The organism is Pseudomonas thivervalensis (genome assembly GCF_001269655.1).
Lineage (GTDB): Bacteria > Pseudomonadota > Gammaproteobacteria > Pseudomonadales > Pseudomonadaceae > Aquipseudomonas > Aquipseudomonas thivervalensis.
The window spans coordinates 288,550-313,543 of sequence record NZ_LHVE01000001.1 but is presented as its reverse complement, the minus strand read 5'-3'; the positions used below and the strand labels follow the sequence as shown (position 1 = coordinate 313,543).

Sequence of the window (24,994 nt, the reverse complement as noted above, 5' to 3'; positions counted from 1 at the left end):
TCAAGGGCTGGCGCTTTAGGGCGATTTTTCTAGACTCATCTGCTTGAATGCCCGCGCAGCAACGTCAATGACTGGCCTGCTTGCGAAAAAAATTAAACTCGGGTAACCAATGGAGCTGGCAAGTTCCCTGCAAAGGAACCGGCGAGTTCCTGGCACACGTTTCCTCATTGGCCCTCGATGCGGAATTATTGGTCACCCGAGCAGCGTACCTGGTATTGGCTGTGTGGCTTCATGGCACGGTCCCGGTACTCGTCTGAAGGACAATGGAGCGTCGTAGATGAGCAACAAGAACAACGATGAGTTGAAGTACCAAGCCTCGGAAAACACCCTGGGCTTGAATCCCGTCGTCGGCTTGCGCAGGAAAGACCTGCTGGCCTCTGCCCGGATGGTGCTGACCCAGGCCATCAAGCAACCACTGCACAGCGTCAAGCACGTCGCCCACTTCGGCGTCGAACTCAAGAATGTCCTGTTCGGCAAATCCGAGCTGCAACCGGCCGGCGACGACCGTCGCTTCGCCGACCCCGCGTGGAGCCAGAACCCGCTCTACAAACGTTACCTGCAAACCTACCTGGCGTGGCGCAAGGAGCTGCACGCCTGGATCGACGACAGCAACCTCTCGCCCGCGGACATCAGCCGTGGGCATTTCGTGATCAACCTGATGACCGAAGCCATGGCCCCGACCAACTCGGCGGCCAACCCGGCGGCGGTCAAACGCTTCTTCGAAACCGGCGGCAAGAGCCTGCTCGATGGCCTGTCCCACCTGGCCAAGGACCTGGTGCATAACGGCGGGATGCCGAGCCAGGTGAACATGGGCGCGTTCGAGGTCGGCAAGAGCCTGGGTGTGACCGAAGGCGCCGTGGTGTTTCGCAACGACGTGCTGGAGCTGATCCAGTACCGGCCCATCACCGAGCAGGTCCATGAGCGACCGCTGCTGGTGGTGCCGCCACAGATCAACAAGTTCTACGTATTCGACCTGAGCCCGGACAAGAGCCTGGCGCGCTTCTGTCTGCGCAGCAACGTGCAGACCTTCATCGTCAGCTGGCGCAACCCCACCAAGGAACAGCGCGAGTGGGGCCTGTCGACCTACATCGAAGCACTCAAGGAAGCGGTGGACGTGGTCACGGCCATCACCGGCAGCAAGGACGTGAACATGCTCGGCGCCTGCTCGGGCGGCATCACCTGCACCGCGCTGCTGGGCCATTACGCCGCCCTCGGCGAGAAAAAGGTCAATGCCCTGACCTTGCTGGTGAGCGTGCTCGACACCACCCTGGACACTGACGTGGCGCTGTTCGTCGATGAACAGACCCTGGAAGCGGCCAAGCGCCACTCCTACCAGGCTGGTGTACTCGAAGGTCGCGACATGGCCAAGGTGTTCGCCTGGATGCGCCCCAACGACCTGATCTGGAACTACTGGGTCAACAACTACCTGTTGGGCAACGAGCCGCCGGTGTTCGACATCCTGTTCTGGAACAACGACACCACGCGGCTGCCGGCGGCGTTCCACGGCGACCTGATCGAAATGTTCAAGAACAACCCATTGATCCGCCCCAACGCACTGGAAGTGTGCGGCACGCCCATCGACCTCAAGCAGGTCACCGCCGACATCTTCTCCCTGGCCGGCACCAATGATCACATCACGCCGTGGAAGTCCTGCTACAAGTCGGCGCAGCTGTTTGGCGGCAAGGTGGAGTTCGTGCTGTCGAGCAGCGGCCACATCCAGAGCATCCTCAACCCGCCCGGCAACCCCAAGTCGCGCTACATGACCGGCGAGGACATGCCGGCCAAGGCCGAGGACTGGCAGGAAAACTCCACCAAGCACACCGATTCCTGGTGGCTGCACTGGCAGGCCTGGCAGGCCGAGCGCTCGGGCAAACTGAAAAAGGCCCCGACCGTGCTGGGCAACAAGGCCTACCCGGCCGGTGAAGCGGCGCCCGGCACCTATGTGCATGAGCGGTAACGGATGCAACTCGTCTGCTGTGGGGGTGGGCTTGCTCACGAATACTTCCCGCCAGCCGACACTGAATGCAAGGCCCACAGCGCTGGTGAACGCAAGATCATGTTCACAGCAGACCCCATGTGGGAGCGAGCTTGCTCGCGATGACGGCGGCACAGTCAACATTGGTATGTGCTGACACACCGCAATCGCGAGCAAGCTCGCTCCCACAGGGGATCGGGGAAAAATGAAAGACAGCGACCCAACCCACAGGGCTTGAAGCATGCCGCAACCGTACATCTTCCGTACCGTCGATCTGGATGGCCAGACCTTGCGCACCGCGGTACGTCCCGGCAAGCCTCACTTGACGCCGCTGCTGATTTTCAACGGCATCGGCGCCAACCTCGAGCTGGTGTTTCCGTTCATCCAGGCCCTGGACCCGGACCTGGAAGTGATCGCCTTTGACGTGCCTGGCGTCGGCGGCTCCTCGACGCCCAACCGGCCGTATCGCTTTCCCGGCCTGGCCAAGCTCACCGCGCGGATGCTCGATTACCTCGACTATGGGCAGGTCAACGTGATCGGCGTGTCCTGGGGCGGCGCCCTGGCCCAGCAGTTCGCCTACGACTACCCGGAGCGCTGCAAGAAGCTGGTCCTGGCGGCCACGGCGGCCGGGGCGGTGATGGTGCCGGGCAAACCGAAGGTGCTGTGGATGATGGCCAGCCCCCGGCGCTACGTTCAACCTTCCCATGTGATGCGTATCGCACCGCTGATCTACGGAGGTTCGTTCCGCCGCGACCCGAGCCTGGCGGCCAGCCACGCGGCCAAGGTTCGTTCGGCGGGCAAGCTCGGTTATTACTGGCAACTGTTCGCCGGCCTCGGCTGGACCAGCATCCACTGGCTGCACAAGATCCACCAGCCGACCCTGGTGCTGGCCGGCGATGACGACCCGCTGATTCCACTGATCAACATGCGCATGCTGGCCTGGCGCATTCCCAACGCCCAATTGCACATCATCGATGACGGCCATCTGTTCCTGATCACCCGGGCCGAGGCGGTGGCGCCGATCATCATGAAATTCCTGGAGGAAGAACGTCAGCGTGCGGTGATGCATCCGCATCCCTCGCCACTGGGCGGCGGCTGAAACCGCCCATTAGCGCCTGGCAGGACGCCGGATTGCGCAGCAACCCGAAACAGCGACTATGTTGTCTGGTTCGGTGTGTTTGTTTTTAGCCTGATGACGAAGGAGTTGACTCATGCGCGACAAACCGGCGAAGGGCTCCATGCCCGCCCCTGCCAGCTTCATCAACGCACAAAGTGCGGTCACCGGCCTGCGTGGCAGGGACCTGCTGTCCACGTTGCGCAGTGTGGCCGCACACGGTTTGCGCAATCCGGTGCACAGTGCCCGGCATGCGTTGAAACTGGGCAGTCAATTGGGCCGAGTGCTACTGGGCGAGACCCTGCACCCCACCAACCCCAATGACCCGCGTTTCGCCGACCCTACCTGGCAGCTCAACCCGTTTTATCGCCGCAGCTTGCAGGCCTACCTGAGCTGGCAAAAACAGGTCAAGAGCTGGATCGACGAAAGCGACATGGGCCAGGATGACCGCGCCCGCGCCCACTTCGCCTTCGCCCTGCTCAACGACGCCGTAGCGCCGTCCAATACCTTGCTCAACCCGCTGGCGGTCAAGGAGCTGTTCAACTCCGGCGGTTCCAGCCTGGTTCGCGGCATCAGCCACTTGGTGGACGACCTGTTGCATAACGACGGCTTGCCGCGCCAAACCACGCCTCATGCCTTTGAAGTCGGCAAGACCCTGGCGACCACACCCGGCGCGGTGGTGTTTCGCAACGAATTGCTCGAACTGATCCAGTACCGGCCCATGAGCGAAAAGCAGTACGCCAAGCCATTGCTGATCGTGCCGCCACAAATCAACAAGTTCTACATTTTCGACCTCAGCCCTTCCAACAGCTTCGTCCAGTACGCGCTGAAAAACGGTTTGCAGGTGTTCATCATCAGTTGGCGCAACCCGGACGTCCGCCACCGCGAATGGGGCCTATCCAGCTATGTCGAGGCCACGGAAGAAGCGATGAATGTGTGCCGGGCGATCACCGGCGCCCGCGAGGTCAACCTGATGGGCGCCTGCGCCGGTGGCATGACCATCGCCGCCCTGCAAGGCCACCTGCAAGCCAAGCGCCAGCTGCGCCGGGTCGCCAGCGCCACGTATCTGGTGAGCCTGCTGGACAGCCAGATCGACAGCCCGGCCACACTGTTCATCGACGAGCAGACGCTGGAAGCCGCCAAGCGCCGTTCCTACCAGAAAGGCATCCTCGATGGACGCGACATGGCCCGGGTGTTCGCCTGGATGCGCCCCAACGACCTGATCTGGACTTACTTCATCAACAACTACCTGCTGGGCAAGGAGCCGCCGGCCTTCGACATCCTCTACTGGAACAACGACTGCACCCGGCTGCCGGCGGCCTACCACGGCGACCTGCTGGATTTCTTCAAGCACAACCCACTGACCCATCCCGGCGGCCTGGAAGTGTGCGGCACGCCCATCGACCTGCAGAAAGTGACGGTGGACAGTTTCAGTGTGGGCGGCATCAACGACCACATCACGCCCTGGGATGCGGTGTACCGCTCGACGCTGTTGCTCGGTGGCGAAAAACGCTTCGTGCTTTCCAACAGCGGCCATGTCCAGAGCATCCTCAATCCACCGGGCAATCCCAAGGCCAACTACATCGAAAGCACGAAATTGAGCAGTGACCCGCGGGCCTGGTACTACGACGCCAAGCACGTCGAAGGTAGCTGGTGGACGCAATGGCTGGGCTGGATCCAGGAACGCTCCGGCGCCCAGCACGAAACCCAGATGACCTTGGGCAACGCGAACTACCCGCCGCTGGACGCCGCCCCCGGGACCTATGTTCGCGTGCGCTGAAGGCCTCACCCCACGGCCAGGCGCTTGGCCGTGGCACGACTTGATCATTAAGAAGACCGGATGAAAACCCGCGACCGTATCCTTGAATGTGCCCTGCAATTATTCAACGAAAAGGGCGAGCCGAACGTATCGACCCTGGAAATTGCCAACGAAATGGGCATCAGCCCGGGCAACCTCTACTACCACTTCCATGGCAAGGAACCGCTGATCCTCGGGCTGTTCGAGCGTTTCCAGAACGAACTGGCACCGTTGCTCGACCCTCCGGCGGATGCGCAGTTGGCGCCGGAAGACTACTGGCTGTTCCTGCACTTGATCGTCGAGCGCCTGGCCCAGTACCGGTTCCTGTTCCAGGACCTGTCGAACCTGGCCGGACGCCTGCCGAAGCTGGCCAAGGGCATCCGCCAGTTGCTCAACGCCCTGAAGCGAACCCTCGCCTCGCTGCTGGCGCAGCTCAAGGCCCAGGAATTGCTGGTCAGCGATACCCAGGCCCTGGGGCAGTTGGTGGAACAGATCACCATGACCCTGTTGTTCTCCCTGGACTACCAGCGGATCCTCGACCGCGAGGGCGAGGTTCGATTGGTGGTCTACCAGATCATGATGCTGGTGGCCCCACACCTGCCGCCCGCAACCAAAGTGGCGATTGAGCAACTGGCGTTGCGGTACCTGGAAGAACACGACTAACCACCGGCAGTGGCAGTGGCAGTGGCAGATTCCATTGTGGGAGCGAGCCTGCTCGCGATGACGGTCGCACATCCAACATCAATGTGGCTGACCCACCGCTATCGCGAGCAAGCTCGCTCCCACAGGTTGACCTGCGTACAAACAAAAAAGCCCGGTACCTAGACCGGGCGTCTTTTGTCAGCCCTGAAAATCAGGACTGGGTGGGAGGCGTCGATGGAGTCGGCGCGGGTGTCGGCGTGGCGACCGGGGTCGGAGCGGCGGCGGAGTTCGTCGTGCTCGCCGGGGTTGCCAGTTTGGCGGCCGCGGTTGGCGCCTTGGGTGCGGCCGCTTTTGGCGCGGCCGGTTTCTTCACGGCAGGTTTCTTCGCCGCAGCAGGTTTGGCCGCCGCTTTTGCCGCTGGCTTGGCTGCGGGCTTAGCAGCTGGTTTGACCGCTGCTTTAGCCGCTGCGGGTTTAGCTGCAGCAGTTTTGGCCGCTGGCTTGGCCGCAGGTTTTGCAGCAGGCTTGGCTGCCGCTTTCGCCGCTACCGGTTTGGCCGCCGCCTTGGCAGCAGGTTTGGCCGCTGCGGTTTTAGCCGCTGGCTTGGCCGCTGCTTTCGCCGCAGGCTTGGCAGCGGGTTTTGCCGCAGCCTTGACCAGTGGCTTGGCTGCCGTTTTGGTCGCTGGCTTGGCCGCTGCTGTCTTGGTCGCCACTGGGGCAACTTTGGCGCCGGTGAGTTTTTCGATCTGCTTGGTCAGTGTGTCGACCTTGCTGTGCAGCGCCTTGACTTCATTACGGCTCGGCACGCCCAGGCGTGAGATCGCGCTGTTCAGGCGCTTGTCGAAAGCCCCTTCCAGTTCGTCCCATTTGCCCAGTGCACGATCCTTCACGCCGCCGATTCGCGACTTGGCAGAGTCGACGGTTTCTTTGGTGGCATCGACTTGTTTGCCGACCGCCGTCTTGGTGAGTTTTTCGGCCTTTTCGCCGTCCTTAACCAGGGACTCGAAGAGCTTGCTGCCGTCAGTGTCGATCTTCGAGTACACGCCTAAACCAGCCAGCCAGATTTTGCGGGAATACTTTTCAATCTTCCCGGCCCACGAGCTGCCTTCTTTTTCTGTGATTTTTTTACCAGCCATCCCGTTCTCCTTAATGTTTACGCGCGACACGTTCGAGCAATGCTGTCAGCTCATCGAGCTTAGCAGAGAGTGCCTCAACGTCATGTTTAGACGGAATGCCGATACGATTCAAGGTACTTGCAACACGGGCATCGAATACCTTCTCGACTTTATCGAGTTGTACTTCAACCCTAGCCTTGAAAGTGTTGACGTCGGTCTTGGCTTCAATCAATTCGCTGTTGGCCGCTTCAAGTTTTCCGGCAATTTTCTTTTTGCCTTTGGTTTCAATAACTTCGCCAGCTTTTACCAACTCCTGAAAGTACTCGCTGCCTTCCTGGCCGACCTTCGTGTAGGCGCCCAGGCCCGCCAGCCAGATCTTGCGCGCGTACGTTTTCACGTCGCTGAGCGTGGAAGATTCAACGTCGGTTTTTTTCTTCAGAATAACTTTGGCCATGGTGCACCTCACTCGAAAAAAGGTTTGAGGAACTGCCCGCGCAGGGACGGGCTCAGGCACAAAGTAGTGACAATAATTAGAAACGGCACCCTAACAACTGACACAAACCTGAGAGCGATGACTGCCTTTGTGGGAGCGAGCCTGCTCGCGATTGCGGTGGACCAGCAACATTGATGTTGAATGACACGCCGCAATCGCGAGCAGGCTCGCTCCCACAGGGATAAGTGGTTAACTTTGGTTCTGCATTCGCGACCCTTGCGATCAATCAGGCCAACGCCTTATCCAACGCCTTTTCGATTTCGCCTTTGATCGTGCCGCTCATGGCCGACATCAACATGCCCAGCTCCACGTCGACGCGGATCGAGTCCTCGCCCACATGCACTTCGCCCTTGACCCCGGAACGCTTGAGTTTCAGGGTATCGCCCACCCACTGCGGCTCCAGGCCATAGCTGTCGGACAACTTCTGCGCCAGCTTGTCGGCTTTCTCTCGCGCCGCTTCCTTGCCCAGGCCATGGGCACGTTCAACAGTTATACGGGCCATCGGGTGACTCCTGTTTTATCGGGACTTGCCTGAACGTTTCAGACCCTGGCTGCGTCAAAACGTCCCGGCGGTCGCCCATCTTACCTTCAGCCTTGCCAAGACAAAGCCCTCCACCGGGATTAGAATGTCCCGCATTCTTTTTTGGTGACCGCGATATGACTGATCAGCGCAAAGGCAGCGATGCCGAACCCACCACTCACTTCGGCTTCAAGAACGTGCCGGAAAGCCAGAAAGCGGAAAAAGTCGCCGAGGTTTTCCACTCCGTAGCCGCCAAGTACGACTTGATGAACGACCTGCTCTCCGGCGGCATGCACCGCCTGTGGAAGCGTTTCGCGATCGAGCTGTCGGGCGTGCGCAGCGGTAACCGCGTGCTGGACATCGCCGGCGGCACGGGCGACCTGACGAAGAAGTTCTCCCACATCGTCGGGCCGACCGGCCAGGTGGTCCTGGCCGACATCAACGAGTCCATGCTCAAGGTCGGTCGCGACCGCCTGCTGGACCTGGGTGTGGCCGGCAATGTCGAGTTCGTCCAGGCCGACGCCGAGAAGCTGCCGTTCCCCGACAACCATTTCGACTGCGTGACCATCGCCTTCGGCCTGCGCAACGTCACCCACAAGGAAGACGCCCTGCGCTCGATGCTGCGCGTGCTCAAGCCCGGCGGCCGCCTGCTGGTGCTGGAGTTCTCCAAGCCGACCAACGCGCTGATGTCCAAGGCCTATGACGCCTACTCGTTCGCCTTCATGCCGCTGATGGGCAAGCTGATCACCAATGACTCGGAAAGCTACCGCTACCTGGCCGAATCGATCCGCATGCACCCGAACCAGGAAACCCTGAAGTCGATGATGGTCGAGGCCGGTTTCGACCGCGTGACCTACCACAACATGACCGCGGGCATCGTCGCCCTGCATCGCGGTATCAAACCCTGATGTTGCTCACCGGCCTGCTCGCCAGCGTCGAACTCGGCCTCAACCGGGTGCTGCGCCTGGACAGCACGGCGCTCCCGCGCCTGGCGCACTTGAGCGGTCGCGTGATCGCCGTCGACTGCCGCAGCCCGGCATTGCGGTTGTTCATCCTGCCCAGCGACGAAGGCCTGATGCTCGCCGCCCATTGGGAAGCCGAAGCCGATTGCACGCTGCGCGCCCCGGCGTCGAGCCTGCTGAACCTGGCCCTGGGCAAGGACAAGAGCGCGGTGCTGCACAGCCCCGAAGTCGAACTCGACGGCGACAGCGGTGTGCTGCTGGAACTGGCGGCGATTCTCCAGGACCTGGAACTGGACTGGGAATATGAAGTGTCCCGCTGGATCGGCCCGGTGGCGACCCAGTTGCTCAGCGGCCATCTGAACAGCCGCCGCCGCTGGTATCGCGAGGGCTTCGCCAGCCTGGGACAGAATCTGAGTGAATACCTGGCCGAAGAATCGCGTACCCTCGTAGGCCAACGCGAGGCCCAGGCCCGTTTTGATGAACTGGACCAGGTCAAGCTTGACCTGGAACGACTCGAGGCGCGTTTCGAGCGCCTTTCCCGATCCCTTGAAACCAAGCGATAACGCATGAAGCTGCTTGCCGTCCGCCGTCTGTTGCGCATCCAGCGCGTCGTGATCCGCTACCGCCTCGATGACCTGCTGTTCGCCCTGCCGCTGCCCTGGTTTCTCCTGGCGCTGCGCTTCGTGTTGCCGTGGCGCTGGTTTCCCCGGCGAACCCTGGATCTGACGCGCGGCGCACGCCTGCGCCTGGCGCTACAGGACCTGGGGCCGATCTTCATCAAGTTCGGGCAAATCCTCTCGACCCGTCGCGACCTGTTGCCCGAAGACATCGCCGATGAACTGATGCTGCTGCAAGACCGTGTGCCGCCGTTCGATTCCAAACTGTCGGTGGCGCTGATCGAGGAGCAGTTGGGCAAGAAGATCAGCGAAGTCTTCAGCCGTTTTGACGTCGAGCCCCTGGCCTCGGCCTCCGTGGCCCAGGTTCACGCCGCGCAGCTCAAGAGCGGCGAAGAAGTGGTGGTCAAGGTCATCCGTCCGGGCCTCAAGCCGATCATCGCCCAGGACCTGGCATGGCTGTTCATCCTCGCCCGCGCCGCCGAGCGGTTGTCGGCCGATGCGCGCCTGCTGCACCCGGTGGACGTGGTCCAAGACTACGAAAAGACCATCTACGACGAACTCGACCTGCTGCGCGAGGCCGCCAACGCCAGCCAGTTGCGCCGCAACTTCGAAGGCTCGCCGCTGCTCTATGTGCCGCAAGTCTATTGGGACTGGTGCCGGCCGAAAGTCCTGGTGATGGAGCGCATCTACGGCATCCAGGTGACGGACTTGGCGACCCTGGCCGACCAGCGCACCGACATGAAACTGCTGGCCGAACGCGGCGTGGAGATCTTCTTCACCCAGGTGTTCCGTGACAGTTTCTTCCACGCCGACATGCACCCGGGCAACATCTTCGTCAGCACGGTCCAGCCGTGGAGCCCGCAATACATCGCCATCGACTGCGGCATCGTCGGCAGCCTGACCCCCGAAGACCAGGACTACCTGGCCCGCAACCTGTTCGCCTTCTTCAAGCGTGACTACCGTCGCGTCGCCCAACTGCACATCGATTCGGGCTGGGTGCCGGCCGAGACCAAGCTCAACGAATTCGAAGCGGCAATCCGTACCGTGTGCGAGCCGATCTTCGAAAAACCGTTAAAAGATATTTCCTTCGGCCAGGTGCTGATGCGCCTGTTCCAGACCGCGCGACGCTTCAACATGGAGGTTCAGCCGCAGTTGGTGCTGTTGCAGAAAACCCTGCTGAACATCGAAGGCCTCGGCCGTCAGTTGTACCCGGACCTGGACCTGTGGAACACCGCCCAACCGTTCCTCGAACGCTGGATGCGCGAGCGCGTCAGCCCACGGGCCTTGCTGGGCAATGTGCAGAGCCAGTTCGAGCAGATCCCGCATTTGGCCAACATGACCCGCGACCTGCTCGAACGCATGTCCCAACCCCACGCCCACGACCCGGCGCCACCGTGGCACCGACGCAAGGATGACTGGTTGTTGCGCCTGCTGGGCGCGGCTCACCTGGGTGGCGGCGCGGTGCTGGCGACCGGCGGGCCGCTGAGTCAGCTGGGTCATTGGCCGGCCGGCATCATGATGGTGGTCGGGCTGTATCTGGTCGTTCGCCGATAGCCAGCACCTGTTCACGCTGGCACACTGTTTCAACGCAGGGCCCGCCGATGTCAGGTGCGCGGTCCATGGTCGGAGTCAAAGATGAAAAACTGGCAGGACGAGATCAAGTGGGACGCTGACGGCCTGGTGCCGGCCATCGCCCAGGACCACAAGACCGGGCGCGTATTGATGATGGCCTGGATGAACCGCGAAGCACTGGCCCTGACCGCCGCCGAGAACCGCGCCATCTATTGGTCACGTTCCCGTGGCAAGCTGTGGCGCAAAGGTGAAGAGTCCGGGCATGTGCAACACCTGCATGAGATGCGCCTGGACTGCGACGGCGACGTCATCATCCTGATGGTCGAGCAGGTCGGCGAGATTGCCTGCCACACCGGCCGTCAAAGCTGCTTTTATCGCGTCTTCGAGAACGGCGACTGGAAAACCGTCGACCCAGTGCTCAAGGACCCGCATGCCATCTATTCAGGACATACCCATGAGTGACACCCTGACCCGCCTGGCCCAGGTGCTGGAAGAGCGCAAGGGCGCCGCGGCCGACAGCTCCTATGTCGCCAGCCTGTACCACAAGGGCTTGAACAAGATTCTGGAGAAAGTCGGCGAAGAGTCGGTCGAGACCATCATCGCCGCCAAGGACGCCGCCATCAGTGGCGACTGCAGCGACGTGATCTACGAGACCGCCGACCTGTGGTTCCACAGCCTGGTCATGCTGGCCCAACTGGGGCAGCATCCGCAGGCCGTACTGGATGAACTGGACCGTCGCTTCGGTCTGTCCGGGCACGTCGAGAAAGCCTCGCGCCCGTCCGCCTGATCAATTTTTGAGAGGAGTAGCCACATGGGTATCTTTGACTGGAAACACTGGGTCGTCATCCTGGTCGTCGTGGTGCTGGTGTTCGGCACCAAGAAACTGAAAAACCTCGGCACCGATGTCGGTGAGTCGATCAAAGGCTTTCGCAAGGCCATGAACGATGACGAAAAACCGGCCGACCCGACAACCACCCCGGCTCAGCCCGTACAACCGGCCCAACCGGTACACCCGCAGGCCACTCAGCCTGTGAATGCGCCGAACACTATCGACGTGCAGGCTCAGAAAGTCGAAGAGCCCATCCGCAAAGACTCGTGAGCACTGACTAATGTTTGGGATCAGCTTCACTGAACTGCTGCTCGTCGGCCTCGTCGCCCTGCTGGTACTGGGCCCCGAGCGTCTGCCGGGTGCTGCGCGCACCGCCGGTCTGTGGATCGGGCGCCTGAAGCGCAGCTTCAATGCGATCAAACAGGAAGTTGAACGTGAAATCGGCGCCGACGACATCCGTCGGCAACTTCACAACGAACACATTCTGTCGCTGGAACAGGAAGCCCGGAAGATCTTCACGCCGACCCAGCAGGAGCCAACGCCGGTCCAGCCCACGGTCGAGCCGACGATTGCTCCCCAGGCGCCAGTGGATGGCGCAGGGCCGGTGGCTGAACCGACTCTAGTGACGCCGACGGCAGCGGATACAGCGCCCGCTGCTGTCCCTGCGCCTAACGACCCTACTTTGCCGCCGCGAGCCCCATGAGCGATAAACCTGAAAACGACCAGCCGATGCCGCTGGTATCGCACCTCACCGAGTTGCGCACCCGCCTGCTGCGTTGCGTCGCGGCGGTTTTCATCATCTTCGCCGGGCTGTTCTCCTTCACCCAGCAGATCTACACCTTCGTCTCCACGCCGCTGCGCCAGTACCTGCCAGTCGGGGCGACGATGATCGCCACCGACGTGTCGTCGCCGTTCCTGACGCCATTGAAACTGACGATGATGGTCTCGCTGTTCCTGGCGATCCCGGTGATCCTGCACCAGATCTGGGGCTTCATCGCACCGGGCCTGTACAAGCATGAAAAACGCATCGCCGTGCCGCTGCTGGTCTCCAGCATCCTGCTGTTCTACACCGGCATGGCCTTCGCCTATTTCCTGGTGTTCCCGCTGATCTTCAAGTTCTTCGCCGCCGCCACTCCGGCAGGCGTGGAGATGATGACCGACATCACCAGTTACCTGGATTTCGTCATGACGCTGTTCTTCGCCTTCGGCGTGGCGTTCGAGATCCCGGTGGCGGTGGTGCTGCTGGTGTGGATCGGCGTGGTCGACGTCGCCTACCTGAAGAAGATCCGCCCCTACGTGATCATCGGCTGCTTCGTGGTCGGCATGATCCTCACCCCGCCGGACATCTTTTCCCAGACCCTGCTGGCGGTGCCGATGTGGCTGCTGTTCGAGATCGGCATCCTGTTCGGTGGCCTGGTGCGCAAACGTCGGCAAGAAGACCCCGAGGAACAGCCGGTCGATGACCACAACGACCAGCCGCCAGCGACCCAAGCGTGAACCTGCTGCTGCTCGAAGAGGCTGACTTCATCGGGCCTGACCGCGTCATCCTGAGCGATCGCCGGTTGACCCACATGCAGGAGGTCCACCGCAGCGCCGTCGGTGACAGCCTGCGGGTCGGGCGCATCGGCGGGTTGATGGGCTCGGCCCAGGTACTGCGCCTGGAGGCTCGCGAGGCCGAACTGCAAGTGACCCTAGACCAGGCGCCGCCGGCCAAATTGCCGCTGACCCTGGTGCTGGCATTGCCGCGTCCGAAAATGCTTCGGCGGGTGTTCCAGACCGTCGCCACCATGGGCGTGCCGCGGGTGGTGCTGGTCAACAGCTATCGCGTGGAGAAGAGTTTTTGGCAGACACCGTTCCTGGAGCCCGAGGCCATTCGCGAACAATTGATCCTGGGGCTGGAGCAGGCCCGGGACAGCGTGTTACCAGAAATCGTCATTGAAAAACGCTTCAAACCCTTCGTCGAAGATCGTCTGCCGGCCATCGTGGACGGCACCCTCGGGCTGGTCGGCCATCCAGGCAATCACCCGCCCTGCCCGCGCGCGCTGACGGAACCGGTCACGCTGGCGATTGGCCCGGAAGGCGGCTGGATTCCCTACGAGATCGACCTGCTGGGCAAGGCCGGTCTACAGCCGGTGCAGCTCGGCGAGCGGATCCTTCGGGTCGAGACCGCCGTTACAGCCCTGCTGGCAAGGTTGTTCTAAATGGCATCGCCGCTTCTCCTGTGGCGAGGGGATTTATCCCCGCCGGGCTGCGCAGCAGCCCCTCTTCGGTGCCCAGTCAATGAGTGGGCACGTCACTGCTTAGGGCCGCTTCGCGTCCCCACGGGGATAAATCCCCTCGCCACAAAATAAACAGCCTGAGAATCCTGAGTTCATTCCTACAGATCGCGCCCAAGCTGCCGATACATTCCCCATAAAACCAATTCAACGCTCCAAGGGAGTATCAGCATGTTCGGGTGGCTTGCCCAGGGTCTGGGAAATGTAAGCGTTAACCGCAAACTCGGCGCAGGCTTCGGCCTGGTGCTGCTCCTCACCTTGATGATTGCCTTCACCGGTTGGTCCGGCCTGGGCAATGTCATCAGCCGGGGCGATAAATTGGGGTTCATTGCCAGTCTCAACGACTTGAGCAAAGACTTGAACCTGGCCAGCATCGACTACAACAGCACGCGGGGCGAGAAAGGGCCGCAACAGGTCAACGACTTGCTGGGCAAACTCGAAGACGGCCTGAAGACTGCTCGTCTATTGATCGAACAACCGGCCGACGTGGCGCTGATCGATGCGCAACTGGCCGCCGTCGCCGAATACAAAGGCGCCTTCACCCAGATGACCCGCGCCACTGTCAGCCGCGAAGATGCGCGCAGCAAACTCGGTGCCAGCGCCGACAACGCCGTGGCCCGCGTCGCCGAAGTGGAAAAATTGGTGCTACAAGCTGGCGACGTCACCCCGTTCAACAGCGTGGTCACCCTGAGCAAGGCGATCCAGCAAGCCCGCTACCAGGTTCGCGGCTACACCTACAGCGGCAAGAGCGAAGCCCAGCAACCGGCCCTCGAAGCCATCGACACCGTGCTCAAACTGCTGGCGCGCCTGCCAGATCAATTACCCGAGGAACACGCCGCCAACCTGCAGCAGGCCAGCGACTCCTTCAATCTCTATCGTGCGGCGGTCGCCCAGTTTCGTGACTCGCAGATCGACAACGCCGCTGCCCTCCAGCGCATGACCGAGCAAGGACAGATACTGATCGACGCCAGCCAGAAGCTGACCGTGTCCCAGACAGCCGTGCGTGATCACGACGTCGCCCAAGCCAAGACGGTCCTGATCGCGGCGGCCGCCCTGGCGCTGCTGTTTGGTGTAATCGCGGCCCTGTTCATTACCCGGCAGATCGTCGGCCCGCTCGGCCAGACCTTGAAGGTTGCCGAACGCGTGGCCGCTGGCGACCTGACCCACAACCTGACCTCCGAGCGTCGCGACGAACTGGGCCAACTGCAACGCGCCATGCAAAGCATGACCGTGGGCCTGCGGCAATTGATCGGTGGCATTGGCGAAGGGGTTACCCAGATCGCCAGCGCCGCCGAACAGCTCTCGGCCGTGACCGAGCAGACCAGCGCCGGGGTCAACAGTCAAAAAGTGGAAACCGATCAGGTCGCCACCGCCATGCACGAAATGACCGCCACGGTGCAGGAGGTGGCGCGCAACGCCGAGGAAGCCTCCGAAGCCGCCGTCGCTGCCGACCAGCAGGCGCGTGAAGGCGAAAAAGTGGTCGGCGAAGCCATCGCCCAAATCGAACGCCTGGCCCTCGAAGTGGGTAACTCCACCGCGGCGATGGGCGACCTGAAGCGTGAAAGCGACAAGATCGGCAGCGTGCTCGACGTGATCAAATCCGTGGCCCAGCAAACCAACCTGCTGGCCCTCAACGCCGCCATCGAAGCGGCCCGTGCCGGGGAAGCCGGGCGTGGTTTTGCGGTGGTGGCCGATGAGGTTCGCAGCCTGGCGCAGCGCACCCAGAAGTCCACCGAAGAAATCGAAGAGCTGATCGTCGGCCTGCAATCGGGCACCCAGCAGGTCGCGACCATCATGGACAACAGCCGCAACCTGACCGACAACAGCGTCGAACTGACCCGCCGCGCGGGGGGCTCGTTGGAGAACATCACCCGTACGGTTTCGGCGATCCAGTCGATGAACCAGCAGATCGCAGCGGCGGCCGAGCAGCAGAGTGCGGTGGCTGAGGAGATCAACCGTAGCGTGCTGAATGTGCGTGATGTGTCGGAGCAGACGGCGTCGTCCAGTGAAGAGACTGCGGCCTCCAGTGCTGAGCTGGCGCGGTTGGGGGTTCATTTGCAGACGTTGGTGGGGCGGTTTCGGGTTTGATTTTGGTGTTGGTGTTGGTGTCGTGTGAATATCCATTATTTAGGTAACGGCTGCTGACGGTTCCGCCCTTACGGCGGCTCACTTTTGAGAAGCGCAAAAGTAAGTAAAACGCTTCTGCCCCACCACTCGGTGCCTCGCTAGGGCTCGGCATGCCCTCACTCCGGCATTGGACCGTGGGCCGCCGCGAAGGGCCATCCATGGCCCAGCGCGGCTATCCCGGCATCCATGCCGGGATGCCCACGGTCCAATGCCTGCGTTCGGCCATCGTGGTTAACGGGGCGCCCGAGATCAACGTCCACGCCGAGGCGGCCTGGTAGCCGACCTGGCTCTTGGTGGGATCGCGTTCCTCCTGTGGGAGCGGGCTTGCTCGCGAAGGCGGCGGCACATCCAACATCACCGCAAACTGACACACCGCCATCGCGAGCAAGCTCGCTCCCACATAGGTTTTTTGGTCGTTTATAAGATCAGCGTCCGCCGCCAATCCCTGTGGGAGCCGTGCTTGCTCGCGATGGCGATGGGTCTGCTTGCATCAATGCTGAATGTGCCGCCGCCTTCGCGAGCAGGCTCGCTCCCACATAGGGTCAGTGGTGGCTTATGGATTTGCGACACTGCCAATCCCTGTGGGAGCGGGCTTGCTCGCGAAAGCAGTGGGTCAGCTTGCATCAGTATTGGATGTGCCGCCGCCTTCGCGAGCAAGCCCGCTCCCACAGTTCTGATGGGTGTACGACCGGAAGAGCCAGGTCGGCTGTTAGGCCGCCTCGCGAGCAAGCTTTGCTCCCACAGATCTGACGGGTGTACGACCAAGAGAGCCAGGTCGGCTCTAAGGCCGCCTCAGCGTGGACGTTGATCTCGGGCGCCCCGTTAACCACGATGGCCGAACGCAGGCATTGGACCGTGGGCATCCCGGCATGGATGCCGGGATAGCCGCGCTGGGCCATGGATGGCCCTTCGCGGCGGCCCACGGAGCAATGCCGGAGTGAGGGCACACCGAGCCTAGGCGAGGTGCCGAGTGGTGGGGCAAAAGCGTTTTGCTTACTTTTGACTGGGCCGGCTTCCGGGCTTCTCAAAAGTGAGCCGCTGTAAGAGCGGAACCGTCAGCAGCCGTTACCTAAATAACGGATATACACACAAAAACCCCAGCTCCCACAGTCTGTCATCCCAAGGCTACGGCGCCTTGCGCCATTGCCTACAACTACGCCAGAATCCGCCGGCTTGTGTGCCTTGCCCCCGAGCTCTAACGTTTGCAGGTCGCTGTCAGTTCAGCGATCGGGTTTAGCAGCTCGGCACAATATCAAGGCACGCAGGTCCGCTTTATGGCGGCTGTGCGTGGGGCACTTCGGTGCGCCGGGTTCCTTGATTCCTGGTCTGCTAACCCGCGTACTGCCGCCACCCTTTTCGTTTAGCAGCGATGTCTGGCGGCTCCATCAATCAAGGAGCGTCACTATGCACAAGGCCACACCCAACCCACCAGAACCAGAAACCGATCCCAAGAAACTCCAGGAAGCCACTGATCGCACGCTCGATTACTACCTGAACCCCAAACAGGCCAAATCCGAGAATAAAGCGTCGCCAGGCCAACTCTTCACCGTCGTCGCCAGCATCGACACCGAAAGCCTGCTGGCCAACCTCAGCGAAAACCTGGCCTCAGCCGATGCCATGGTCAGCGACCTTGCGTTTGACCTGAAAGGCTCTCGACGCCACGTTGCCTTCGGCATTCAGCAACTGATCGAACTGAGTAGGTTATTGGCAAACCGGATGTTGGATAGCATCAACCCGCGGCACTGACCGACATCGCCACAAGAAATAGCCCCGCACTCTTACAGAAGCGGGGCTATTTTGATTTATCCGGGGGACGGAACCAGCACAATTGGCGAGTGCATTAACGTACCGTCAAGTCCATTCGGTATCCTGCTCCCGGAGCACCCTCGTGCAACGCAGACTGAATCCTTTCATACAGAGCATTCGCCTCCGCAGTCGTTATTGATCGAGAACAATCACGCAGTACAACGCGCAGTAGAACATTCTCCTGACCGCTCAGAAGGCCGAGTCGCTCAATAGCTTGGGGGGGCAATTCAGACGAAACCCAACGTCCTTTGATCTGCATTTCCTCGATCCAGCCAGAACAGTCCCCGGCTGCCTGCAGCATCCTTTCGGTCAGCACCTCTTCACTCAGTCCAGGAGACACCGCCACCGAAATATCCCGAGAAATCGAAGGCAATCGCGAAACAGCGCTCCATGGCCGCAGATCTTGCATTTGGGCCTGCACCCGCTCGTTGGAGTCACGCAACAAACGGATATCTGGAATGCCCTTGCGTAGCATCGTCAGCCGATCCAGGCCCATTCCCAACGCCAGTCCGCCATGACGCCGAGGATCAATTTCCAATCGCCGCAGCAGCGAAGTGGCGATGAGGCCACATTCGAGTACTTCAACATTGGCGCCGTCGTTCAATACATTCACTTCAATTCCGCCCTCGGTGTAGTGATGCGGGCTATCGCTGTAGACCCAAGGCTTCTCGGGCACTGCGGCGCCGAGAATATCGCCGACCAGACGCAACAGATGCTCGCGATCCGAAAGTTCTGGATCGCCCAGAACCCAAATATCCATCTGATGCGGTTCGGCGCAATGCCATCTATCCCGACTGTCGCGACGAAAAGTGATGCCCGGAGCGGCGAGCAGGATCATCTCCCCCGTCCTGCGCTCTTGAGCAGCCCGTTGAAGGGCGGCAGGAATCTGGCTAGTGGTTTGTGTGCGCAATAGCGAATGCTCGCTTACCCAGCGAGTGTGTTCACTGCCCAAGGTGATCTCTGCCGGGTCATAGCCTAGTAGCCCATAGTTTTCTTCAGCGGACACGATACGCGGGCCAGTCTGAATACGTGCCCGGGGCCAGCCGCTACGGACCAATCCCTCGACAATCTCATTAACCATCAGCCGAACCGCGTGGACGGGTGTATGTGTTTCCGTCAGGTCTGTTACGGACAGCGCCTGCTGGAGAGTTGCATCAGACAAATATTTTTTTGCACCTGCCATTTCCGACCTCATTAGCTCAAAAACTCAAACGAACACTAATAAAACCTATCAACACTAGACCACCCAAACAACGCCAGAGCCTCATTTACTTAAATTTCAGAGAACCACTACAGACACTTCCTACACAAATAACCTCTTCACAGCCATCAAACATACAAACAGCATAATTCATTCTAAAAACTCTCAAAAAGACCTATTCCAAATCTTGGAAATACTTGAATTAATACAACCTCCCTTATTCGACAAAGGGATTCCCAAAAAAAAGGAGGATAAATATGGAACAGCAAATAGATACATCAGAAAAACTGAGTCGTCTGACCTCGGGCCCGGAAAACTTTGGATGGGCTCCATTGGCTTGGGCCTACACGGAGGACTGACTTCCACTAACCAGCGGGCGGCATGTATATGCCGTCCGCCTATACAGGAGCAATCCATGTCATCCTTGACCCGTATCCACACACTTTTTGGAGAGGAAGAATTCTGGGTCGTTGCAGACTCACAGGAATTCCTTGATGAATGCAGTCATCAAGGGTTAAACACAGCGCGCATTCACGAGCTCAGTACTCTCCCTCGAAATAGCATCATTTTCTCGTTCAGCAACAACGCGGCCAAGCTCACACTGGAGATTGCCAAGGCCACCCCGGTCAAGAAGAGCGTTTTCTGCGCAGCACAGGTCTTCGATCCATCTTTCAGTAGCGCGAACTACAGTTTGCACTTACTGCTTAACAGCGATTTCAGAAAGGCATTAGAAAAACAGCGTTTCTTTTTAAACATGCTTAACTCCCATGACTCATTTTTCCTATCAGGAGAAGATACTTTCGGAAAAGTCACACTCAACTGCCAAGCAGAACCCTACGCGTTGATAAAGGAGGACGTTTCAGAGAATTTCATACACTCAGCAGCCGAGTTTTTCGAAGTGCACTATGCCCACATGAATATCCAAGAACGCTGCCCGTTCTGTGTTAACGGGGTACTTAAGATTTCTGGAATTTTAACGGTCTTAAGAAAAGCCAATCCACAACTACCTAACGACATTCGAGCCAGGCTTGAGCTGTTATCAGAGTCGGTAGCTAGGGCGGGAGGATTGCTGAGCGTCGTGGAAAACAAGGTCACGTCTTTACAAGCCGACAACGAGGAGCATATCGAAACATTGAAATCAGCTGCCGGGATTCGAGGACTCGGACTGACCGAATTCGCTATCGGCGTCAACGAAGACATAGCAGCCTTCATAGATTACAAGGTGAACTCTCAAATGAACGAGGGCATCAACGGTGTCCATTTAGCTATCGGGGATGGTTCCAGCGGCTTTCACATTGACTTCCTCAGTCCAGACGTCAATGTCACTACAGTTGCTTAATAACACCAGTCGCTCGAAATCCAGAAGTCCCAGGTACAAATCCTTAGGCCAACAAAAAGCCCCGCTTCCTTCCAGAAGCGGGGCTTTTTGCGTATCAGGCCACTTGAGGCTGTACGCTCACCGGCTGTAGCGGCAGCAGCGGTGCATGGGGATCGGCCTTGACCGATTCACGCCACGCCGCCAGCCACTCCGGATGCCCCTCGCTCCAGACCTGCTCATGCAGGCGGGACAAGGCCACCGGGTCGCTCAGCAGGGCCAATCGCTCGGCATTGCTGAGACCGGCAGGGCCGACCTTCAGGGCGTGCCGAACGCGTTCGACCCGCAGCCATTCAATCGGCTCTGCCTTGCCATGGCGTGAAGTCGCCAGTGCATAGGCCAAGGCGTTCTGTTGTGGATCGACCACTGCCCGGATGAAACCGTCGTTCAGCGCGTGCCAACGGTTTTCATGGGTGTACTGGTCCGTCGACAGCAACTCTTGGGGCGGTGCGTATTCCTCAGGGATCAGGAACAGGCTCTCATCGCGGGACTTCAAGCCCAGGCCCACGCGACTGGAGATCACCGACACCGGGATCGACAGGATCAACGACCCGACGATCGGCACCAGCCACCACAGGAAGCTTGGGTTCAGCCAGATCACCAGCAAGGCCCAGAAGAAGCCCAGCAAGGTTTGCGGGCCGTGGCGCTTGACCGCTTCGCTCCATGGCGTGGAGTCGTCGTCACGTTTCGGCGAGTTCCAGGTCGCGGCCCAGCCCAGGAAAGCGGCCAGGACGAAACGGGTGTGGAAGATCATCCGCACCGGCGCCAGCAGCATGGAGAAGAGCATCTCCAGCAGCATCGACATGGTCACCTTGAACTTGCCACCGAATTCCTTCGCGCCCTTGGCCCAGATCAGCACGATGCTCAGCAGCTTAGGCAGGAACAGCAGCACGATGGTGGTCGAGAACAGGGCGATGGCTTTTTCCGGGTGCCATTGCGGCCACAGCGGATAAAGCTGGCGTGGCTCAAGGAAGTATTGCGGCTCCATCAGCGTATTCACCGCCAGCAGCGCGGTGGACAGCACCAGGAAGAAGAACCACAGCGGCGCGGACAGGTAGGACATCACGCCGGTCAGGAACACCGCACGGTGCACCGGGTGCATGCCCTTGACCAGGAACAGCCGGAAGTTCATCAGGTTGCCATGGCACCAACGACGGTCACGCTTGAGTTCGTCCAGCAGGTTCGGCGGCAGCTCTTCGTAGCTGCCCGGCAGGTCATAGGCAATCCACACGCCCCAGCCGGCACGGCGCATCAGCGCCGCTTCGACGAAGTCGTGGGAGAGGATCGCGCCCGAGAACGCCCCCTTACCCGGCAACGGCGCCAAGGCGCAGTGATCGATGAACGGCTTCATGCGGATGATCGCGTTGTGCCCCCAGTAATGGGATTCGCCCAACTGCCAGAAGTGCAGACCGGCGGTGAACAACGGACCGTACACCCGCGTGGCGAACTGCTGCATGCGCGCATACAGCGTGTCCATGCCCGAAGCCCGTGGCGCGGTCTGGATGATGCCGGCGTCGGGCGTGGCTTCCATCAGGCGCACCAGGCTGGTCAGGCATTCGCCGCTCATCACCGAGTCCGCGTCGAGCACGACCATGTACTTGTAGTCGCTGCCCCAACGACGGCAGAAATCGTCGAGGTTGCCGCTCTTGCGCTTCACGCGACGGCGACGGCGACGGTAGAAGATCTTGCCGAAGCCCCCGGCTTCACGGCAGACATCCAGCCAGGCTTGCTGCTCGGCCACGCAGATATCGGTTTCGTTACTGTCGCTGAGCACGAAGAAGTCGAAGCGATCCAGGTCACCAGTGGCCGCCACCGATTCGAAGGTCGCGCGCAAACCGGCGAATACCCGCGGCACGTCTTCGTTGCAGATCGGCATCACCAGTGCGGTGCGGGCGTCCTTGGGAATGGGCTCGTTGCCGGCGCTGGCGCCGGAAATGCGGTATTTGTCGTGGCCAGTGAGCAATTCGAGAAAGCCCATCAGCGCTGTCCAGAAACCTGCCGACACCCAGCAGAACAGGATCCCGAACAGAATCAGGATGCTGGTTTGCAACGCATACGGCAGCACTTGCGTGGCCGTCTGCAACAGCGGTTGGTGCAGGACTTCGTCCAGGTCCACCAGCGACCAGCCCTGGTACGGCATGATGCCTTTCATGTACCAACCGGCCACGATGGTCTGGCCGAGCATCAGGATCAGCAGGATGTAGCGGCGGATCGAACCCACGGTACGCCAGCGTGCATGGGGCAGCACGCGCTCATCCTTGGGCGGCTTCGGCGGGTTGGTGCGACCGGTCAGGCGCCGCCAGGCGCGCACCAGGATATTGGTGCGCCACGGCTCCGGCACGACCTTGGTCCGGCGAATCGGCGGCGTCGCCTTCAAGCACACCCGGCCGTTGGCATCGAGCGCCAGCATTTCGGCGTCCTCGAGCTCCTCGGCGGTGCTCAGCGTCAGGCGACGGCCCACCGAGGCTTGCGCCGCCTCGTCGGGTGCGTCGAATGTCGAAGAAGCCAGGCGCTGATGCAATTCGCTGAATGACGTGCAGCCTGCCAGCTCGGCGCGCTGCTCGTCGGTCATCGGCAAATGGGCCAGATACTCACTGAGAGATTCTGGTTGTACGGACGTATTACTCATCGGCAGGCAACTGGTAGCTCCAGGTCTCGGTCAGGACTTGTTCAGTCTGTTCCGGTTCCTGTGGGGTTGGGGTCGGCTCGGCAGCGGCGGTGGACGCTTTAACGGCCTTGGCTTCTTTCTGCTCGCCAGCTTGCTCGTTGGCTTTCTCTTCTTTTTCGCTCTGCTGCTTGGCGACCTTGTCGGCCTTGGCCAGGGTGGCCACGGAGTGCGCGGTAGCCGGCAGTTCGACAGGGACCAGCGGCCGGACCAAGGCGGCACGCATCTCGGTCGCTTTGCTCGGATCCTTGATCTTCATGCGCAGCGTCAGGCGCCAGCCCTTGGTTTCAGGGTTGTAGCGCACGCTGTTCTCGACGATCTCGCCATTGTCGCCAACGCTCACCTGGCTACGCACTTCGGCGTCTTCAGGCAACGCTTGCAGGGACGGACCTTCGAAATCCACCAGGTAGGCCACGCTGCCGTCCGGTTGACGGATCAGGTTGGACTGCTTCACGTCGCCGGTGGAGCGCAGGGTCTGCTTGACCCAGGCGCTGTCCGGCGAGTGCAGGTTGGCTTCATCGAGGGTCCAGTGCAGACGGTAGGCGAAGTCCAGCGGCTGGCCTGGCTCAGGCAGCTTTTCCGGGCTCCAGAACGCAACGATGTTGTCGTTGGTTTCGTCCGCGGTCGGGATCTCGACCAGATCGACGGTGCCCTTGCCCCAATCGCCTTTCGGTTCGATCCAGGCACTTGGGCGTTTTTCGTAACGGTCATCCAGGTCTTCGTAGTGGCTGAAGTCACGACCACGTTGCAGCAGGCCGAAACCACGCGGGTTTTCGACCGAGAAGTTGCTCACGGCCAAGTGTTTCGGGTTGTTCAGCGGACGCCAGATCCACTCGCCGTTACCGGCATGGATGGACAGGCCGCTAGAGTCGTGGAGCTCACGACGGTAGTTCAACACCTTGGACGGCTGGTTGGCGCCGAACAGGAACATGCTGGTCAACGGGGCGATGCCCAGCTTGTTGACGCGATCACGCAGGAACACGCGGGATTTCACGTCGACAACGGTGTCGGTGCCCGGACGCACGGTCAGGCGATACGCACCAGTGGCCCGTGGCGAATCCAGCAGGGCGAAGATCACCAGGTGCTTGTCGGTCGGTTTCGGACGCTGGATCCAGAACTCGCGAAAGCGCGGGAACTCTTCACCGGATGGCAACGCGGTGTCGATGGCCATGCCACGCGCGGACAAGCCGTAGACCTGGCCCTTGCCGATGACGCGGAAATAACTCGCGCCCAGCATGGTCATGATTTCGTCTTGCTTGTCGGCCTTGTTGATCGGGTACAGCACGCGGAAACCGGCGTAGCCCAGCTGTTCGGTGGCCTTGGGATCGAACTTCACGTCGCCGAAATCGAAACGTGTCGGGTCGTACTTGATCTCGTCGACGGTGGTCGCGGTGATTTCGTTGATCTTCACCGGCGTGTCGAAATGCATGCCCTGGTGATAGAAGGACAGCCGGAACGGAGTCTTCTGGTCGGCCCATTCCGCTTTTTCGGTGCGGAAACGGATTTTCTGATAATCGGCGAATTTCATTTCGCGGAATTCGTTCGGCAAATTGCTGCGCGGGGCTTCGAACTTCTGCCCGGCCAGTTCTTGTGCCTTCGCCGACACATCATCCAGGCTGAATGCCCACAGTTGGCCCGCGCCGAACAGGCACAGCAGGGCCGAGCCCGCTACCAAGGCGCTTCTAAACCGTTTGGCAGTCATTTTTGGTGCATTACAGGGACTAACAATCACGAGCAACCCTCGCCGAAAACTGATCAAAAAACCAACGGCCAGATAAAGTATCTGCACGGTAACGGCGCTGAAAAACCGTTCCTGCGGACCACTCTTGCCAAGTTGGCGAGCATTGTTCCGACTCCGACGGGGCAAAATGATTCCCCAAACGGTTCAGGACAAGTCTCTACCTAAGT

General features: G+C 60.5%; 22 protein-coding genes and 1 pseudogene. 17 read left to right on the top strand and 6 right to left on the bottom strand.

Annotation, left to right across the window (positions count from 1 at the left end; translation table 11 throughout):
* The first annotated feature begins 277 nt into the window (after window positions 1–277).
* The 4 genes from phaC (AD659_RS01330) to AD659_RS01315 all read left to right on the top strand — a co-directional run bounded on the left by phaC (AD659_RS01330) (window position 278) and on the right by AD659_RS01315 (window position 5,550).
* Complete coding sequence (gene phaC / locus AD659_RS01330; RefSeq protein ID WP_053117632.1) at window positions 278–1,957, top strand: class II poly(R)-hydroxyalkanoic acid synthase; 1,680 nt, start codon at window positions 278–280, stop codon at window positions 1,955–1,957.
* 259 nt (window positions 1,958–2,216) lie between these two features.
* Window positions 2,217–3,074 (top strand): poly(3-hydroxyalkanoate) depolymerase, encoded by an 858-nt coding sequence (gene phaZ / locus AD659_RS01325; RefSeq protein ID WP_003186648.1) that lies wholly within the window; start codon window positions 2,217–2,219, stop codon window positions 3,072–3,074.
* Window positions 3,075–3,186: 112 nt separating this feature from the next.
* Window positions 3,187–4,869, top strand: a complete 1,683-nt coding sequence (gene phaC, locus AD659_RS01320; protein WP_053117630.1) for a class II poly(R)-hydroxyalkanoic acid synthase — start codon at window positions 3,187–3,189, stop codon at window positions 4,867–4,869.
* Window positions 4,870–4,929: 60 nt separating this feature from the next.
* A complete protein-coding gene (locus tag AD659_RS01315; protein ID WP_053117628.1) occupies window positions 4,930–5,550 on the top strand; it encodes a TetR/AcrR family transcriptional regulator in 621 nt (206 codons plus the stop codon).
* A 190-nt stretch (window positions 5,551–5,740) separates the two neighbouring features.
* Here the strand turns inward: AD659_RS01315 and AD659_RS01310 are convergent, their stop codons facing one another.
* The 3 genes from AD659_RS01310 to AD659_RS01300 form a co-directional block, all read right to left on the bottom strand.
* Window positions 5,741–6,664, bottom strand: a complete 924-nt coding sequence (locus AD659_RS01310; protein ID WP_053117626.1) for a phasin family protein — start codon at window positions 6,662–6,664, stop codon at window positions 5,741–5,743.
* Between the two features lie 10 nt (window positions 6,665–6,674).
* On the bottom strand, window positions 6,675–7,097 hold the full coding sequence (locus AD659_RS01305) for a phasin family protein (RefSeq protein ID WP_053117624.1): 423 nt from the start codon (window positions 7,095–7,097) through the stop codon (window positions 6,675–6,677).
* A 265-nt stretch (window positions 7,098–7,362) separates the two neighbouring features.
* Entirely contained in the window at window positions 7,363–7,638 is a 276-nt protein-coding gene (locus AD659_RS01300) for a polyhydroxyalkanoic acid system family protein (protein ID WP_053117622.1), read from the bottom strand.
* A gap of 155 nt (window positions 7,639–7,793) precedes the next feature.
* Between AD659_RS01300 and ubiE the strand changes: the two genes are divergently transcribed.
* The 12 genes and pseudogenes from ubiE to AD659_RS01240 all read left to right on the top strand — a co-directional run bounded on the left by ubiE (window position 7,794) and on the right by AD659_RS01240 (window position 17,785).
* A complete protein-coding gene (ubiE, locus tag AD659_RS01295; protein WP_003196937.1) occupies window positions 7,794–8,564 on the top strand; it encodes a bifunctional demethylmenaquinone methyltransferase/2-methoxy-6-polyprenyl-1,4-benzoquinol methylase UbiE in 771 nt (256 codons plus the stop codon).
* A pseudogene (locus tag AD659_RS01290) lies at window positions 8,564–9,188 on the top strand (ubiquinone biosynthesis accessory factor UbiJ). The gene ubiE and the pseudogene AD659_RS01290 overlap by 1 nt, the downstream one beginning before the upstream one ends.
* Window positions 9,185–10,789, top strand: coding sequence for a ubiquinone biosynthesis regulatory protein kinase UbiB (gene ubiB / locus AD659_RS01285; protein WP_053117620.1), 1,605 nt, complete (start codon window positions 9,185–9,187; stop codon window positions 10,787–10,789). Before AD659_RS01290 ends, ubiB begins: the two are co-directional and overlap by 4 nt.
* A gap of 81 nt (window positions 10,790–10,870) precedes the next feature.
* Complete coding sequence (gene hisI, locus AD659_RS01280; protein ID WP_003196931.1) at window positions 10,871–11,269, top strand: phosphoribosyl-AMP cyclohydrolase; 399 nt, start codon at window positions 10,871–10,873, stop codon at window positions 11,267–11,269.
* Window positions 11,262–11,594 carry a phosphoribosyl-ATP diphosphatase gene (locus AD659_RS01275; protein ID WP_003186671.1) on the top strand — a complete coding sequence of 111 codons (333 nt, stop codon included), beginning with the start codon at window positions 11,262–11,264 and terminating at the stop codon, window positions 11,592–11,594. The genes hisI and AD659_RS01275 overlap by 8 nt, the downstream gene beginning before the upstream one ends.
* Window positions 11,595–11,618: 24 nt before the next feature.
* A complete protein-coding gene (locus AD659_RS01270; protein WP_053117618.1) occupies window positions 11,619–11,906 on the top strand; it encodes a twin-arginine translocase TatA/TatE family subunit in 288 nt (95 codons plus the stop codon).
* Between the two features lie 10 nt (window positions 11,907–11,916).
* Complete coding sequence (tatB, locus tag AD659_RS01265; protein WP_053117616.1) at window positions 11,917–12,339, top strand: Sec-independent protein translocase protein TatB; 423 nt, start codon at window positions 11,917–11,919, stop codon at window positions 12,337–12,339.
* Window positions 12,336–13,133 (top strand): twin-arginine translocase subunit TatC, encoded by a 798-nt coding sequence (tatC, locus tag AD659_RS01260; protein ID WP_053117615.1) that lies wholly within the window; start codon window positions 12,336–12,338, stop codon window positions 13,131–13,133. The genes tatB and tatC overlap by 4 nt, the downstream gene beginning before the upstream one ends.
* Window positions 13,130–13,837, top strand: a complete 708-nt coding sequence (locus AD659_RS01255) for a 16S rRNA (uracil(1498)-N(3))-methyltransferase (protein ID WP_053117613.1) — start codon at window positions 13,130–13,132, stop codon at window positions 13,835–13,837. Before tatC ends, AD659_RS01255 begins: the two co-directional genes overlap by 4 nt.
* Window positions 13,838–14,083: 246 nt before the next feature.
* A complete protein-coding gene (locus AD659_RS01250) occupies window positions 14,084–16,000 on the top strand; it encodes a methyl-accepting chemotaxis protein (protein ID WP_053117611.1) in 1,917 nt (638 codons plus the stop codon).
* A 149-nt stretch (window positions 16,001–16,149) separates the two neighbouring features.
* Window positions 16,150–16,317: a nucleoid-structuring protein H-NS gene (locus tag AD659_RS29695; RefSeq protein ID WP_156330576.1), complete on the top strand. Its 168-nt coding sequence runs from the start codon at window positions 16,150–16,152 to the stop codon at window positions 16,315–16,317.
* Between the two features lie 1,126 nt (window positions 16,318–17,443).
* Complete coding sequence (locus tag AD659_RS01240; protein WP_053117607.1) at window positions 17,444–17,785, top strand: DUF6124 family protein; 342 nt, start codon at window positions 17,444–17,446, stop codon at window positions 17,783–17,785.
* A 94-nt stretch (window positions 17,786–17,879) separates the two neighbouring features.
* Here AD659_RS01240 and srmL read toward each other — a convergent pair whose 3' ends face one another.
* Window positions 17,880–19,028 carry a PheS-related mystery ligase SrmL gene (gene srmL / locus AD659_RS01235; protein WP_053117605.1) on the bottom strand — a complete coding sequence of 383 codons (1,149 nt, stop codon included), beginning with the start codon at window positions 19,026–19,028 and terminating at the stop codon, window positions 17,880–17,882.
* Between the two features lie 433 nt (window positions 19,029–19,461).
* Between srmL and AD659_RS01230 the strand changes: the two genes are divergently transcribed.
* On the top strand, window positions 19,462–20,385 hold the full coding sequence (locus AD659_RS01230; RefSeq protein WP_053117604.1) for a CgnE/CgnB domain-containing protein: 924 nt from the start codon (window positions 19,462–19,464) through the stop codon (window positions 20,383–20,385).
* A gap of 94 nt (window positions 20,386–20,479) precedes the next feature.
* Here AD659_RS01230 and mdoH read toward each other — a convergent pair whose 3' ends face one another.
* Together mdoH and AD659_RS01220 are read right to left on the bottom strand one after the other, a co-directional pair.
* Complete coding sequence (gene mdoH / locus AD659_RS01225) at window positions 20,480–23,050, bottom strand: glucans biosynthesis glucosyltransferase MdoH (RefSeq protein WP_053117602.1); 2,571 nt, start codon at window positions 23,048–23,050, stop codon at window positions 20,480–20,482.
* Window positions 23,043–24,788 (bottom strand): glucan biosynthesis protein G, encoded by a 1,746-nt coding sequence (locus tag AD659_RS01220; RefSeq protein ID WP_209447357.1) that lies wholly within the window; start codon window positions 24,786–24,788, stop codon window positions 23,043–23,045. Before AD659_RS01220 ends, mdoH begins: the two co-directional genes overlap by 8 nt.
* Between the last annotated feature and the right edge of the window lie 206 nt (window positions 24,789–24,994).